Source organism: Gemmatimonadales bacterium (genome assembly GCA_036500345.1).
In the GTDB taxonomy this organism is placed as follows: Bacteria; Gemmatimonadota; Gemmatimonadetes; order Gemmatimonadales; family GWC2-71-9; genus Palsa-1233.
On the sequence record DASYCE010000032.1, the window covers coordinates 109717 to 123933 of the forward strand.

13 protein-coding genes are annotated in these 14217 nt (G+C 67.0%); 5 read left to right on the forward strand and 8 right to left on the reverse strand.

The annotated features are described in order from the left end of the window. Nucleotides 1-72 precede the first annotated feature (72 nt). Genes VGM20_14850 through VGM20_14865 form a run of 4 tightly spaced genes read right to left on the reverse strand, consistent with a single transcriptional unit; the run spans nt 73 to nt 3225 of the window. Nucleotides 73-459, reverse strand: a complete 387-nt coding sequence (locus VGM20_14850; protein HEY4102146.1) for a hypothetical protein — start codon at nt 457-459, stop codon at nt 73-75. Nucleotides 460-505: 46 nt separating this feature from the next. Next, the gene (locus VGM20_14855) at nt 506-1291 is read right to left on the reverse strand and encodes a heme ABC transporter ATP-binding protein (protein ID HEY4102147.1); all 786 of its coding nucleotides are present in this window, start codon (nt 1289-1291) and stop codon (nt 506-508) included. Then, the gene (locus VGM20_14860) at nt 1284-2348 is read right to left on the reverse strand and encodes an iron ABC transporter permease (GenBank protein ID HEY4102148.1); all 1065 of its coding nucleotides are present in this window, start codon (nt 2346-2348) and stop codon (nt 1284-1286) included. The genes VGM20_14855 and VGM20_14860 overlap by 8 nt, the downstream gene beginning before the upstream one ends. A gap of 1 nt (nt 2349) precedes the next feature. Then, complete coding sequence (locus VGM20_14865) at nt 2350-3225, reverse strand: ABC transporter substrate-binding protein (GenBank protein ID HEY4102149.1); 876 nt, start codon at nt 3223-3225, stop codon at nt 2350-2352. A 100-nt stretch (nt 3226-3325) separates the two neighbouring features. Here VGM20_14865 and VGM20_14870 point away from each other — a divergent pair, with 100 nt between their 5' ends. The 4 genes from VGM20_14870 (at nt 3326) to VGM20_14885 (ending at nt 8141) form a co-directional block, all read left to right on the forward strand. Further along, entirely contained in the window at nt 3326-3679 is a 354-nt protein-coding gene (locus VGM20_14870) for a hypothetical protein (protein HEY4102150.1), read from the forward strand. A gap of 104 nt (nt 3680-3783) precedes the next feature. Beyond that, nucleotides 3784-5412 (forward strand): L-glutamate gamma-semialdehyde dehydrogenase, encoded by a 1629-nt coding sequence (pruA, locus tag VGM20_14875; protein HEY4102151.1) that lies wholly within the window; start codon nt 3784-3786, stop codon nt 5410-5412. Further along, nucleotides 5412-6821 (forward strand): M20/M25/M40 family metallo-hydrolase, encoded by a 1410-nt coding sequence (locus VGM20_14880; protein ID HEY4102152.1) that lies wholly within the window; start codon nt 5412-5414, stop codon nt 6819-6821. Before pruA ends, VGM20_14880 begins: the two co-directional genes overlap by 1 nt. A 24-nt stretch (nt 6822-6845) precedes the next feature. Continuing rightward, nucleotides 6846-8141, forward strand: coding sequence for a Xaa-Pro peptidase family protein (locus tag VGM20_14885; GenBank protein HEY4102153.1), 1296 nt, complete (start codon nt 6846-6848; stop codon nt 8139-8141). On the opposite strand, the gene VGM20_14890 is transcribed toward VGM20_14885, so the two are convergent. From VGM20_14890 to VGM20_14905, 4 genes are read right to left on the reverse strand one after another with little or no spacing between them, the layout of a single operon-like run. Beyond that, nucleotides 8138-9724: a DHA2 family efflux MFS transporter permease subunit gene (locus VGM20_14890; GenBank protein HEY4102154.1), complete on the reverse strand. Its 1587-nt coding sequence runs from the start codon at nt 9722-9724 to the stop codon at nt 8138-8140. The genes VGM20_14885 and VGM20_14890 overlap by 4 nt on opposite strands. A gap of 3 nt (nt 9725-9727) precedes the next feature. Continuing rightward, nucleotides 9728-10774 carry an HlyD family secretion protein gene (locus VGM20_14895; GenBank protein HEY4102155.1) on the reverse strand — a complete coding sequence of 349 codons (1047 nt, stop codon included), beginning with the start codon at nt 10772-10774 and terminating at the stop codon, nt 9728-9730. A gap of 27 nt (nt 10775-10801) precedes the next feature. Beyond that, nucleotides 10802-12133 (reverse strand): TolC family protein, encoded by a 1332-nt coding sequence (locus tag VGM20_14900; GenBank protein ID HEY4102156.1) that lies wholly within the window; start codon nt 12131-12133, stop codon nt 10802-10804. Beyond that, on the reverse strand, nt 12130-12846 hold the full coding sequence (locus VGM20_14905) for a TetR/AcrR family transcriptional regulator (GenBank protein ID HEY4102157.1): 717 nt from the start codon (nt 12844-12846) through the stop codon (nt 12130-12132). The genes VGM20_14900 and VGM20_14905 overlap by 4 nt, the downstream gene beginning before the upstream one ends. Before the next feature lie 191 nt (nt 12847-13037). On the opposite strand from VGM20_14905, the gene VGM20_14910 reads away from it, so the two are divergent. Next, complete coding sequence (locus VGM20_14910) at nt 13038-14159, forward strand: tetratricopeptide repeat protein (protein ID HEY4102158.1); 1122 nt, start codon at nt 13038-13040, stop codon at nt 14157-14159. Nucleotides 14160-14217: the final 58 nt, after the last annotated feature.

Below are 14217 nucleotides of genomic sequence, written 5' to 3' on the forward strand. Positions count from 1 at the left end.
GACGCGGTCCCTCCGGCTGCGTGCAGCGCGGTGTGATGCGTGGCGAGTCGAGCGGTCCTGCGTGCAGTTGCGCTATTTGCCCTTCGGCAGATTCGCCGTTTGGTCGCCGCTCTTCCCGTCGGTGATCGGCGTCACCTGGGTCGCCCATCCATCAGCGAAGGTGACGACGAGCCGGAACCCGAGCGAATCGGCGGTCACGTTCGATACCTGCGAGAACTTCTTCGCATAGGTGATCGCGGCATCCGCCTGCTTGCCGAAGTCCGCCGCGCTCCGTCCCGCGTAGGCCTTGCCGTACTCTCGGCCGATCGCCATGGCGATCGCCTGGTCGGGGCCGTACCGTGCGTACTCGTCGGGCGAGATCATCCCCTTCTCTGCGGAGACGTAGCCGTACCGATCGTAGTCACGGCACCCCGCGACAACGAGCCCGGTGGCGAGGAGGAGAGGGATCAGGCGGCGCATCGGTCGATTCTCCGGCAAAGTCGGGACAAAGGTAATGAGCGGAGGGCTACAGCGAAAACTCCCACAGGGTCCGGCCCGCGACGGGGTCGATCACCTGATGGGCCCGCACCTTGAAGACCTGCTCGAGGAGCTCGCGCGAGATGGCGTCGCTCCGATCGGTGGCACACGCCACCCTCCCCGCGGCGAGGAGCGTGAAGGTGTCGCCGTAGCGCAGCGCGACATTGAGGTCGTGCAGGATGGCGATCACGGTGCATCCGTCGGCGAGGAGCCCGCGTGCCACGTCGAGGAGATGAATCTGATAGTGCACGTCGAGCGACGCGGTCGGCTCATCGAGGAAGAGGTACTTCGGCCCCGCTGTCTCGTCGCCCGCCCAGATCTGCGCCAGCACCCGTGCGAGATGCGTCTTCTGCCGCTCGCCACCCGACAGCGTCGAATAGACCTGGTGGCGCCGGTCCGCCATCCCCACGAGTTCGAGCGCCGCCGTGACGATCTCGCGATCGCGGCGCGCCGGCGTTCGTCCGTAGTGCGGATACCGTCCCATCAGCACCACGTCTTCGACCGGCAACGGAAAAGCGAGCTCCATCTGCTGCGAGAGGACCGCGCGCCGGCGCGCGAACGCCTCGGGCGACCACGTCGCGGCATCGGCGTTGTCATACCGCACCGATCCGGTGGTCGGCTGGACGGTGCCGGTCGCGATCTTGAGGAGCGTCGATTTCCCGGCGCCATTGGGACCGAGGATGACGTTGAACTTTCCCGCCGCGAATCGCACGTCGATCTGGTGCAGGATCGGCGTCCCTCCGGCCATGAACGACACGCCGGAGAGCTCAACCATAGAACGCACCACCACTGCGACGCTGCTGGCGGATCAGGATGCCGAGGAACACCGGCGCGCCGATCACCGCGGTGATGATCCCGATCGGCAGCTCCGCCGGCGCGATCACCAGGCGCGCGACCACATCGATCACTTCCATCAGCATCGCGCCGAGGAGGGCGGAGCCGGGGATCAGGAAGGTATAGTCGGATGACTTGACCAGCCGCAGCAGATGCGGCACCACCAGCCCGATGAACGCGATGACGCCGACCATCGCCGTCGCCATTGCGACCATCAGGGTGTTGATCACCAGCAGCGGCCAGATGAAGCGCGCGGGATCGAGGCCGGTGTACGCCGCCTCCTCTTCGCCGAGCATCAGTGCGTTGAGCGCCTTGCCGTAGCGCCGCGCGAGGACGTAGCAGATGGCGAATGTGACCGTCACGATCGACGCGCCGCGCCAGTCCGCGGTGGTGAACGTTCCCAGATTCCAGAACGTGATATTGCGCGCCTGTGGATCGCGGGCGATGTACGAGAGAAATCCGGTCCCGGCCGACGACACGGCGTTGACCGCGATCCCCGCGAGCAGGAGGGTGAAGACGTTCACCTTGCCGAAGCTCCGCGACACGCGATAGACCAGGATCGTCGCGGCGAAACCACCGGCGAAGGCGAGCACGGGAACCGCCGCCGATCCGAGCGGCGCCGTGAACGCCAGTGTCGCCTTCCCGCCGAGGACGAAGACCAGGGCCGCGCCGAACGCGGCACCGGCCGATGTGCCCACCAGTCCAGGTTCGACGATCGGGTTGCGGAAGAGGCCCTGCATCAACGTGCCCGACACCCCGAGCACCGCACCGGTCACGGTACCGAGGAGGACCCGCGGCAGGCGAAGCTGGAGGAAGACATTGCGGTCGAGCGCGTCGGCGGTGGTGAGGGGTGCGAGATGCAGACCCTGGCCGATGAACCGCACGATGTCGCGGAGCGGGAAGTAGAAATCGCCGATCGAAGCCGACGCGAGCATCGCGACGCCAAGTCCGATGGCGAGGAGCGTATGGAACGATCGATGGCTGAGCCGCTTCAGCATCTCATTTGTGCACCATGTCGGCCAGCTCGCGGACCACCGCCGGCGTGCGTGGCCCGAAGTACATGATCTTCTGCTCCGTGATGCGGTAGATCTGGTTCGACGCTCCCGCCGGCGTGAGTGCCACACCGGGAAGCGTCTTGAACTTCTCGACCGAGCCGTAGCGATCGAAGCCGACTTCGGTTGCGATGATCACGTCGGGCGCGGCGCGCGCAATCAATTCCGGTGTGAGCTGCGCCATGCCGCCGACCGAATCGATGGCATTGTCGGCACCGGCCCAGTGCAGCATCTGATCGGCGGGGCCACCGCGCTTGAGGGCAAGATAGTTGTTGCGGATCTGTCCGAAGTGGATGATAAGCACCCGCGGGCGATGCGTGCCGACCCACTTCATCGTGTCGGCGAAGACCGAATCCATCCCCGCCTTCATCGCGGTGACGACCGAGTCGGCCTGATGATCGCGGTGGAAGAGCGTACCGAGCTTCGTGATCAACGCCTCGGAACTGTCGAGCGTGTTGCCCGGATTGAGCGTCAGCGTGGGAATCCCGACCTTCTTCACCTGCTCGCCGACAGCATCAGGCCCGAAGTTGCCGTCATTGAGGAAGAGTGTCGGCTTCATCGAAATGATCCCCTCGGCATTGAGCGCCCGATGATAGCCGACGTTGGGGAGCCTGGTGATCTGGTCGGGATAGACCGATGTCAGGTCGCGGGCCACGAGGACGTTCTCGGCGCCGATGGCGTAGAGATCTTCATTGATCTGTTTCGAGACGGAGACGACGCGATCACCGCCGCCGCCGCTGCCACGGGCGCAGGCGGCGAGGGTGAGGGCGGCCAGCATCAGCATCCGGGCGGTGTGCCGGATGACCCGGGGCTCAGACGTCATCAATGTCAGCTCGCTGCAAGGTTGGGGGAGCGAAGTCTACCGGGCGCCGAGGCGGTGCGCCATCGGCCGGTATATTGGTACCGTCGAAGGAGGTGCTGTCATGAAACATCTGATTTCATCGCTGGCCATCGCCGTCTGTGCCGGCTGCGCAAGTTCCGATCTCGCACCGCATGCCACCGTGATTTTTTCGCTCAACGCGCCGCTCTGCAGCAGTACGATCCCGGCGCAATTCCTGGTCGACAGCGTCCAGGTCGGCATCGATACGTTCCGGGTCAATCTCCCGCCGGCCCACACCAGTTCGCAGGGATTCCCGATCGTGACCGGCACCCATCGGATCGGCGCGCGACTCGGCCTCAACGGATCGTACGTCCCGTGGCCCGGCGTCCCCGACACAGTCGTCACGCTGAGTGATGGGGCAACGTTCACGAGGGTGCTACCACTCGCGTGCTCATAAGTCCGTGAACGCCCAGTCCTATATTTGATCCCGCGCGAACCCACCTCACGACTCGACGGAACCGCCGTCGCGCGGGGTGGTACCGCTTTACTACCGGACCCCCCATGAGCGCCGTCGGCAATATCCCTGTCCCGATCAACGAACCGGTCCTCACCTACGCCCCGAAGACTCCCGAACGCACCGCGCTCGCCGCGGCGCTCAAGGAGCTGAGCGGCACGACGACCGACATCCCCGCCGTCGTCAACGGAACGGAGCACCGCACAGGGAAAACCGTGGCGGTCACCTCGCCGCAGCACCATCAGCAGCGGATCGCCACGGTGCATCAGGCGCCCGCCGCGCTGCTGCAGGATGCAATCGACGGCGCCACCGCCGCGCAAAGGGACTGGGAGCATTGGTCGTTCGCCGATCGCGCCGCCGTCTTTCTCAAGGCCGCTGATCTTCTCGCCGGCCCGTGGCGCCAGCGAATCAACGCCGCCACGATGCTCGGCCAGGGCAAGACATCGCACCAGGCCGAGATCGATTCCGCCTGCGAACTGATCGACTTTCTCCGGTTCAACGTCCATTTCGCAGAACAGATCCTGCATCAGCAGCCGATGTCGACGCCGGGCGTCTGGAACCGGCTCGACTATCGCCCGCTCGAAGGGTTCGTCTACGCGATTACGCCGTTCAACTTCACCGCGATCGGCGGCAACCTCCCGACCGCGCCGGCGATCCTCGGCAACGTGACGCTGTGGAAACCGTCGGCGACCGCGGTCCTCTCCAACTGGGTCTTCTATCAGGTGTTGCGCGAAGCGGGTCTTCCCCCCGGCGTGATCCAGTTTGTCCCCGGTGAATCGGGGACGGTGACCGACGTCCTGGTCTCCGATCCTCGCCTTGCGGGGATTCATTTCACCGGATCGACCGCCGTCTTCCATACGCTCTGGAAGGGGGTTTCCGATCGCCTCGATCAGTACCGCGGCTATCCGCGACTCGTCGGCGAAACCGGCGGCAAGGACTTCGTCCTGGCCCACCCGAGTGCCGATGTCGAGGCGCTGGTGACGGCGCTGATTCGTGGCGCGTTCGAGTATCAGGGGCAGAAATGCTCGGCGGCGTCGCGCTGCTACATCCCGCGTTCGCTCTGGCCTGCGGTCGAGAAGCGGATGAAGGAGGAGATCGCCGCGATCAAGATGGGCGATCCCGCCGATTACGCCGTCTACGTCGGCGCGGTGATCGACGAGCGCGCGTTCAAGCGCCTGGAGCAGGTCCTCGCGGCGGCAAAGAGCGATCCGCGGGTGCGCGTCGTCGCCGGCGGCAACTGCGATCGAAGCGAAGGATGGTTCATCGAGCCGACGCTCCTCGAAACCACCGACCCGCGCCACCAGATCATGACGGTGGAATTCTTCGGGCCGATTCTCTCGGCGTACGTCTACGATGACAACGCGTGGGATGAGGTGCTGGCGCTGGTCGACACGGCGTCGCCGTACGCGCTCACCGGGGCAATCTTCTCGCAGGATCGAGCGGCGATCATTGACGCCGACCGGAAGCTTCGCCACGCGGCGGGCAACTACTACATCAACGACAAGCCGACCGGAGCCGTCGTCGGCCAGCAGCCGTTCGGCGGCGCGCGCGCGTCGGGAACCAACGACAAGGCCGGCAGCGCGCTCAATCTCTATCGCTGGGTCTCGGCCCGCACGATCAAGGAGACCGGCTCGCCGCCGCGCAGCTGGAAGTATCCGTATCAGGGGCTCGATTGATGGGTCGGCTCGTCGCGGCAGCGATCATCGTCGTCGCAGCGCTCCCGCTCGCCGCGCAAGCGCCGAGCGAAGCGGCACAACGCGAAGCGCGCGAGATCCTGACCGAGATGGTGTCGATGAACACGTCGCTGCAGCGCGGCGACGTGACGCCGCTCGCCGAGAAGCTTGCGGCACGGTTCCAGAAGGCCGGCGTTCCCGCGGCCGACGTGCAGGTGGTCGGCCCGGAGGCAAAGAACCGCAACCTCGTGGTGCGTATCCGTGGGAAGGGAACCGCAAAGCCGGTCCTCTTCCTCGCCCATCTCGATGTGGTCGATGCCCTGCGCGCCGACTGGTCGCTCGAGCCGTTCGCGGTAACGGAGAAGGACACCTGGCTCTACGGTCGCGGCACCGCCGACGACAAGGGACCGGCTGCGACGCTGGTTGCCGGCGCGCTGGCACTGGTACGCAGCAAGGTGAAGCCCGATCGCGACATCATTCTCGCGCTTACCTCGGGCGAAGAGAATGCCGATCTTCCCGGCGCGGGCTGGCTGATCCGCGACCACCGGCCGATGGTCGATGCCGACTGGGTCTTCAATTTCGACGCCGGCGGTCCGTACATCGATCGCGGCAAGCTGGCGTGGATCGAATTGCAGGGCGCGGAGAAGGTCTACTGGTCGGTGACGATGACTGCCCGCAACCCGGGCGGGCATTCCTCGCTCCCGCGCGGCGACAACGCGATCTTCTCGCTCGTCAACGCGCTGCGCGGGCTCGAGGCGCTCTACTTCCCGATCGACCTGACCGACATCGCGCGCGCGCAGCTTACGGCCCGCCTGCCGTTCGTTGCGCCCGCGGAGGCCGAGGCCGTTCGTGCCGCCATCAAGCAGCCGCTCGATTCATCGGCAGCGTACCGGCTGGCGCGCTTCTCGCCCGCGTATAACGCGTTGCTGCGCACCACCTGCGTGCCAACGATGCTCGCCGCCGGTCACGCCGAAAACGCGCTCCCCGCGCTCGCCGTGGGGACCGTCAACTGCCGCATCATTCCCGGTGAGACATCCGCCCAGACCATGACCCGGCTCAAGGAAGCGGTCGCCGACACCGGCGTCATCATCGCCGAAATCCAGCCGGCGAAGGCGTCGCCGGCATCACCGCTCCTTCCCGATCGCATCGCGCTGGTCAAGGCCGCTGCGAGGGCGACATGGGGCCGTGATGTGCCGATCACGCCGGTGCAGGAGAACGGCGCCACTGACGGCCTCTACTTTCGCAATGCCGGGATTCCGGTCTACGGCGTCACCGGGATTCCGATGCCGGTTGGCGAAGAGCGCGCCCATGGCAAGGACGAGCGGATCCCGGTCAAGTCGTTCCGTGACGGCGTCGCCTTCGCCACGGCTCTGATCGCGGAAACCGCGGGCGTTCGCAAGGGCAAGAAGTAGATCATTTCGGTGCCTGGAGAGATCATGACATCACGTCGTTCGTTCCTCGCTACGTCGTCGCTGGCGCTCACCGGTGTCGTCCTCGACGGCAAGACACCTCTGTCGGCCCAGCCTTCCGATCAGCAGGACTGCAAGCCGCTGCCGCCGAGCATCACGGCACTTGCATCGCGCGCGCACGAAGCGACGCCGATCACCATCGACGAACGCCGCGCGCGGCTCGATCGCGCCCGCGCGCTGATGGCACAGAACCACCTCGATGCGATCGTCGTCGCCGGCGGGACGACGCTCAACTACTTCACCGGGATGCGGTGGGGCAACAGTGAACGGCTCACCGCCGTGGTGATTCCGGTGCGCGGCGAGGCGTTCATCGTGACGCCGGCGTTCGAGGAAGAGCGCACCCTCGAGCAGGCGCACAGCGGGCCGCTTGGCCGCGGCACCAGTGTCCTCGTCTGGCAGGAGGACGAGAATCCGTACGATCGGGTGGCACGCGGCCTCAAGACGGCGGGAATCGCCACCGGCACGATCGGTATCGAAGAGACCGTCAAGTACGCCTTCGCCGACGGGATTGCGCGCGCCAATCCGGCGATGCACGTGGCGAGCGCCACGCCGGTCACCGCTGGCTGTCGGATGATCAAGAGCGCGCACGAACTGGCGCTGATGAAACTCGCCAACCAGGTCACCCTCAAAGTGTACGAAGCGGTGTATCACGCGCTGCAGCCCGGGATGACGCAGGACGATGCCGGCCGGCTGATTGGCGCCGCGTATCAGCGAATGGGCTTTCCCGGCGACGCGACAGTGCAGGTCGGTGAATACACCGCGTTGCCGCACGGATCGGCGACGCCGCAGACGATCCGCGAAGGGACCATTGTGATGATCGACGATGGCTGCACTGCGGAAGGCTATCAATCCGACATCACCCGGACCTTCGTCCTCGGCCGGGCCACCGATCGGATGAAGAAGGTCTTCGACATCGAGCACGCCGCGCAGACCGCCGCCCTCAAGGCGGCGCGCCCCGGCGTTGAGGCGCAGTCGGTCGACGCCGCCGCGCGCAAGGTGATCAGCGACGGCGGCTTCGGCCCCGACTACAAGTTCTTCTCGCATCGCGTGGGACACGGGATCGGCATGGATGGCCACGAATGGCCGTATCTCGTGCGCGGCAATACCCTCAAGCTGCAGCCGAACATGACCTTCAGCGACGAGCCGGGGATCTACATCAAGGGAGAATTCGGCATCCGGCTTGAGGACGACATGCACATCACCGAGAACGGCGCAGAGCTCTTCACGCCGCAGAGCCCGTCGCTGGAACACCCGTTCGGCTAGTGCGCGTCGACCTTCCCGGTCAGCCGCCCGGTGCGGAAGAGGAGTAGCAGCGGCAACGCGGCGGTGAATGCGACACCCATCGTCAGGTAGATCTTGTCGTAGGCCAGCAGCGCCGCCTGTTGCTGCAGCTTGTAGCTCATCAGCTGGTACGCGCGTGCCGTCGCCTCCGGGAGCGAGGCCCCCAGATGTGCCATTCCCGACGTCACCTGATTGATCCATCCGCCGACCTGCGGATCCGACGGATCGAGATGGGGCAGGAGTCCCTCGCGCGCACGCGCCGTGTAGCGCGTCACCAGCGTCGCCGCCGCGGCGATCCCGAGTGACCCGCCGAGTTGTCGCGCCAGATTGAACAGCCCGGTCCCCTGTGCCATCTGCTGCGGCGCGAGTTCGGCGACGGTCATCCCCGTGAGCGGCACGAACACGAGCCCGATCCCGATGCCGCGCAGGATGATCGGCAGCAGCGTGTCGTGCAGCCCGATCGCCATGGTGAACTGCCAGTGCATCACCATCGAGACGAGGTAGAGCAGCACGCCGACCACGACGAGCGGTCGCGCATCCATCTTCTGCGCCAGTCGTCCCACGACACCCATCGTCACCGCGCTGGCGATGGCGCCGGGGAACATCACCAGCCCGGTGTCCCACGCCGAATATCCCAGCAGTCCCTGCAGGAAGACCGGCAGCACGAACACCGACGCGTACAGCGCGAATCCGAGAATCACCGCGAAGAGCACGCCGACCGCCAGCTGCCGATTCCGCAGGATGTGCAGGTCGACCATCGGATGCTCGGCGACGAGTTCGCGCCAGACGAAGGCGATCACGCCGCCTGCGGCGAGGATCGCTTCGAGCACGATCTCCTGCGACGAGAACCAGTCCTTGCTCTGGCCGCGTTCGAGCATGATCTGCAGGCAGCCGATTCCGACGATGAGAAAGAGGATGCCGAGCCAGTCGACGCCCTTGTCGCTCCGTTGCACGCTCACCGACGGCTCGGGGACGTATTCCCAGCAGAGCAGCGCCGCGATGACGCCGAGCGGCAGGTTGATGTAGAAGATCCACGGCCACGAGTAGTTGGCGGTGATCCACCCGCCAAGCGTCGGGCCAAGGAGCGGCCCGACCATCACGCCGACGCCGAAGATCGCGGTCGATGTGCCGCGTTCCTCGCGTGGGAAGACGTCGAAGAGGATCGCCTGCGCCGTCGAAATCAGCGCGCCGCCGCCGATTCCCTGCACGACGCGCCAGAAGACCAGCTCGTACAGCGACGTGGCATGGCCGCAGAAGAACGACGCGATGGTGAAGAGGGCGATCGAGCCGGTGTAGTAGTTGCGCCGCCCGAAGGTGTCGGAGAGAAACGACGTCATCGGCAGGACGATGACATTCGCCACGATGTATCCGGTGCTCACCCAGGCGATCTCTTCGAGGGTGGCGCCGAGATTCCCCATCATGTGCGGAATGGCGACGTTGACGATGCTGGTGTCGACCAGCTCGAGCACCGAGGCCAGGGTGACGGCGAAGGCGATGAGATACCGCGAACGGTAGACATCGGAGCCGGCGCGCGCGGCCGGCTCCGGAAGGGCGATGGCGGTCATCGATCAGGACTTCAGCGTGCGGATCGCCACCTCGACAGACATGCCGGGGCGCAGCGGGTATTTCGGATCGGCAGCCGAGGTGATCGCGATCCGCACGGGGACGTTCTGCACCACCTTGGTGAAGTTGCCGGTGGCATTGTCGGGCGGAAGGAGCGCGAAGCGCGCACCGGTCGCCGGCGAGAGGCTCTGCACCGTGCCCTCGAACTCCTTGCCGCCGTAGCTGTCGACAGTGAAGCTCACCGAATCGCCGACCTGCACGTGGCCCAGGCGCGTCTCCTTCACATTCGCAGTGACCCAGATCTCCTTGAGCGGCACCAGCGTCATCGCCGTCTGGCCCGGCTGCATCAGCATCCCCGGCTCCGCACTCCGCTTGCTCACGATCGCGGGGAACGGCGCGGTGACGACCGCATACGATCGCTTGAGTTCGGCGGTCTCGAGCGTGGCGCGCGCAGCCTGAACGCGCGCATCGCCGCCGCTCAGCGCTGCGCCGGCCGCCCCGACCTGGGCCTTGGCCGCGGCTTCCTGGCGTTGCGCCGCCTGCAGGTTGCCCGCTGCGGCATCAGCGGCAGCCTGCGCCGCATCGAGCTGCTGCGCCGCGACGATCTGCTTCGCGGCGAGCCCCTTGATCCGTTCGAGGTCGGAGTTGGCGCGGCGCGACGCGGCCTCGGCGGTCGTCACGGCGGCGGCGGCACCGGAGGCGGTGGCTTCGGCTGCGGTCACCTGCGCCGACAGCTGTCCAGTGGCGTGTCCGTTCCCCGCCATCGCGATTGCCGCCGCGAGATCGGCCTGCGCCTTCGCCACATCGGCGTCGAGGTCGCGCGCGTCGAGGACGAGAAGCGTGTCGCCGGTCTGCACGACCTGGTTGTCTTCCACCGGCACGCGGATCACGAACGCCTGCAGCTTGCTTGCCACCGGTTCGAGCCGCCCATCGATCTCCGCATTGTCCGTGGTGACGTGGTTGCGCGAATAGAGATACTTCTTTCCGCCCCACACGCCCGCCGCGATCACGAGCACACCCACGATGATGAACGGCGTCTTGTTAGCAGCCATGGAACCTTCCTGAGAGAATGCCCGACATCAGTGCACCTGGTTGAGCAGGCCCATCGCCTCGGCGGCGCCGATTTCGGCGGCGGCGGCGGCGAGTCGAGCCTGGATCACGGCGTCATGCGCGGTCGCGACCTCGGCCTGGGCGTTGGTGGTTTCGACCGACCCCGCCACACCGGCGGCAAAGCGTTCGCGTGCTTCGGTGAGCTCTTCGTCGGCGAGACGCGCGCGGTCGATGGCGAGCGCCAGCTGGTCGCGCGCGCTGGCGCGATCGATCGCTGCCTGCCGCACGTCGGCTTCGACCTGGTTCTCCAGATCCTGCAGTCGCACGCCTTCCGCATCGAGCCGGAGCCGCTGCTCGTCGACCCGCCGTTCACGGCGAAAGCCGTCGAACACCGACCATGACAGGTAGACGCCGACGTTCCACGTGCCGGCGAGCGACGGCACTGCGGTGCCCGACGATTGCACGTAGCCCGAGGTCGACAGCGTCGGGATGAATTCGTTGCGGATCGCCGCCAACCCGCGCTGCAGCACGTCCTGACGCTGCTTTTCGGCGGCGAGGTCGGCGCGATGCGCCCGGGCAATTGCGATCGCGGCGTTGATGTCGCTGGGGAGCGTGTCGGCGGCGATCGCCATCTCCGTGCCGACGCTCAGCGGCGTGCCGGGCGGGAGATTGATCGCCCGCGCCAGGTCGAGCTCGGCGCGAGCGCGCTCGTTGCGGGCGACCGCGACCTGGACCCGGACCGCCGCCGCCTGCGTCTCGCTGCGCGTGCGATCGATGCGCGGGGCGGTACCCGCGTCAACCTGCGAGCGCGCAATGTCGAGGAGCGCGAACGCCGTCACCGAATCCTGCTCCCGCGCCACCACCGTCTCTTCGGCGCCGGCGAGGCGCAGCCACGCTGCCCCGGCGGCGGCGGCAGCGAGATCCCCGGCGCGATCGGCGTCGAGCCCTGCGGCGATCGCGGTGTCGCGTGCTTCGCGAAGCCGCGCCGCCAATGCCGGATCGAAGATCACCTGCGACGCCGCGGCGCGACCGCGGAAGAGCGTGAACGGATCGGTGATCGCGGGGAAGCCCGGAATCGACAAGCCGAATTCGCGCAGGTTGAGCGTCTGTCGCTGCATCGTGCCGGTGAGATCGACCTGGGGGAGGCGTGCCGCAGACTGTTCGCTGGTCCGGAGCGACACGCCCTGGGCGCCGAGACGCGCCAGTGCGGCACTGACGCCGCTGGCGCGACCGCGCGCGAGCGCTTCGCCGACGGTAATGGTCATCGGCGCGGACTGTGGCGCCGGCGTCGTGGCCTGCGCCGCGAGCGGTACGGCCGCGCCGGCGAGGAGCGCGGCTGCGGTGATGGTGCGCGAGATCATCGAGCCTTCTTTCTGCCGAGCGACTTGGTGCTGCGTCGAACGCCGGCGGCACGGCCGCTGCCGGTGCGCGCGCGGCCGGGCGGCATGCAGATCCCGTCGAACACGAGCGCGAGAATCGCGTCGCGCATCGCGCGCGGCGTCGGAGTCGACTTGTCGAGATCGCCAAAGAGGAACCGGGTCTGGTTGAGTTGCATCACCAGCGCCGGAATCATCCGCGGCACCACCATCACGGCGTCCCGGCGGAACTCGCCGCTCGCCACGCCGCGCTCGGCGATGCTGCGCAGCAGGCGGCGGTGGCGCAGGACGACGTGCTCGAAGTAGAAGCGGCGCACTTCGGGAAACTGGGTCAGCTCCGACTGCACCAGCCGTCCCATGCAGACCATGTCGGTGCGCGACATCCCGTCCCACATCCGGTGGACCATCTCGGTCAGGAGCGCGCGGGCGGTGCCGGCGTGGGTGCGCGCCATTTCCTCGGCGCTCTCGATCAGCGACACGATCTGCTTCTCGACCACCGCGCGGAAGAGGTCGTCCTTGGAGTCGAAATAGAGGTAGACGGTGCCCTTGGAGACGCCGGCGCGGGCCGCGACTTCCTCGAGGGTGGTCTGGCGGAAGCCGCGCTCGCCGAAGACGGCGAGGGCAGCGTCGAGCAGTTCCTCCGGGCGGGCCTCGGGCCGGCGATGGAAGCGCGGGGTGGTGCGGGCGGCGTCGGGCACGGCGGCGATCCTGACCTCTTAGTTACTGACTGGTCAGTAAGATAGACGCCCACCCCCGCGATGCAAGCACACCGCCTCCGGGGTCGCGCCACCGCACCGATGGGGTCGTGCATCCCGCGCTGCGCCACACACTTCACCAACCCGGTCGCTGCCACTACCTTGCAGGCAACCCCACGCGAGGCCATTCACACATGGCGGAGCCCTTCCTCAGCTCCGATGAGTACGATGAACAGGCCCACCAGTTGTACAACGAAGCTCGTTACGACGCCGCACTCGCCCTCCTGCGTGAAGGGCTGATCCGCTACCCCGAAGCTGTCGAACTGCATGTCGGCGTGGGCTACGCCCAGCTGGCGCGTGAGGAATACGCCTGGGCTCGACAGGCGTTCGACGCCGCACTCACTCTCGATCCTGAACATGAGGACGCACTCGCGGGACTCGGCGAGACCCTCCTCGTCCTCGGCCAGCTCGAAGGTGCCCTCCGTGCCTTCCAGCGGCTCCTCGACCTCGGTTTTGGTGACGACCACGAACTGATGCTGCAGGTGGGACGCGCGCTCTTCCGCGAAGGCTTCTTCGTCGAGGCACGCCGCTTCTTCGAACTCTGCCGCGAACACCACCCGACGTCGGCGGAGATCTCGGCGTCGCTGGGATACACCGCCCACCGCCTCGGGATGGACGCCGACGCCTTCTTCTGGCTGCGGCGCGCGCTCGAAGTCGATCCCGAGTACCCCGAACCGCGGATCTACCTCGCCAACATCCTCTACGACCGCGGCGAGACGTCGGCAGCGCTGCTGCACTTTGCCCGCGTTCGACCCGACGACCATTTCGACGATCTCGGCGTCTGGCGCACCATCGAACTCCTCAAGGCCGCTCGCAACGCCGGTGACGACGATCCCGAAGTGCGTCCCTGGCTCGCCCGCCTCGCCGAACTTGGCCGCACCGCCGACGCCGAGGAAATGCTGCTGGCGGAAATCGAGTCATTGCAGCCCGACGGAACATCGCGCGATCCCAACCAGCTCGAACTCTTCGGGACGCTCATGCGCGAAGTCCCCGAGATGCAGAAACGGCCGTCGGGCGGCGTCGGAACGCACGTGATCGAGACGCTGACCGGCCTCTCGCTCCGAGGCACGTGGGATGAACTCGTCCTGCATCTGCAGACCGCCGAAGGGGCATGGGCCGACGGCACACTGCACGAGTTCATGCAGGTCTTCGCACGGCGCGGCACCGCGGAGACCGGCGTCAAGATTCCGGTGGGCAATGCGGAGGCATTCCTCCGCGGCGCCGCCGCCGCGGGAGTGATCCGGATCCTGCAATGACCCACGCGACATCGCTGCCGCGCGCCACGCGCGCGCTGCAGCATCCCTCCCCGTGGGG

Excerpts from the sequence above, each read along its gene's own strand:
- VGM20_14850 (HEY4102146.1), bottom strand. The coding sequence starts at position 459 with ATGCGCCGCCTGATCCCTCTCCTCCTCGCCACCGGGCTCGTTGTCGCG.
- VGM20_14855 (HEY4102147.1), bottom strand. The coding sequence starts at position 1,291 with ATGGTTGAGCTCTCCGGCGTGTCGTTCATGGCCGGAGGGACGCCGATC.
- VGM20_14860 (HEY4102148.1), bottom strand. The coding sequence starts at position 2,348 with ATGCTGAAGCGGCTCAGCCATCGATCGTTCCATACGCTCCTCGCCATC.
- VGM20_14865 (HEY4102149.1), bottom strand. The coding sequence starts at position 3,225 with ATGACGTCTGAGCCCCGGGTCATCCGGCACACCGCCCGGATGCTGATG.
- VGM20_14870 (HEY4102150.1), top strand. The coding sequence starts at position 3,326 with ATGAAACATCTGATTTCATCGCTGGCCATCGCCGTCTGTGCCGGCTGC.
- pruA (HEY4102151.1), top strand. The coding sequence starts at position 3,784 with ATGAGCGCCGTCGGCAATATCCCTGTCCCGATCAACGAACCGGTCCTC.
- VGM20_14880 (HEY4102152.1), top strand. The coding sequence starts at position 5,412 with ATGGGTCGGCTCGTCGCGGCAGCGATCATCGTCGTCGCAGCGCTCCCG.
- VGM20_14885 (HEY4102153.1), top strand. The coding sequence starts at position 6,846 with ATGACATCACGTCGTTCGTTCCTCGCTACGTCGTCGCTGGCGCTCACC.
- VGM20_14890 (HEY4102154.1), bottom strand. The coding sequence starts at position 9,724 with ATGACCGCCATCGCCCTTCCGGAGCCGGCCGCGCGCGCCGGCTCCGAT.
- VGM20_14895 (HEY4102155.1), bottom strand. The coding sequence starts at position 10,774 with ATGGCTGCTAACAAGACGCCGTTCATCATCGTGGGTGTGCTCGTGATC.
- VGM20_14900 (HEY4102156.1), bottom strand. The coding sequence starts at position 12,133 with ATGATCTCGCGCACCATCACCGCAGCCGCGCTCCTCGCCGGCGCGGCC.
- VGM20_14910 (HEY4102158.1), top strand. The coding sequence starts at position 13,038 with ATGGCGGAGCCCTTCCTCAGCTCCGATGAGTACGATGAACAGGCCCAC.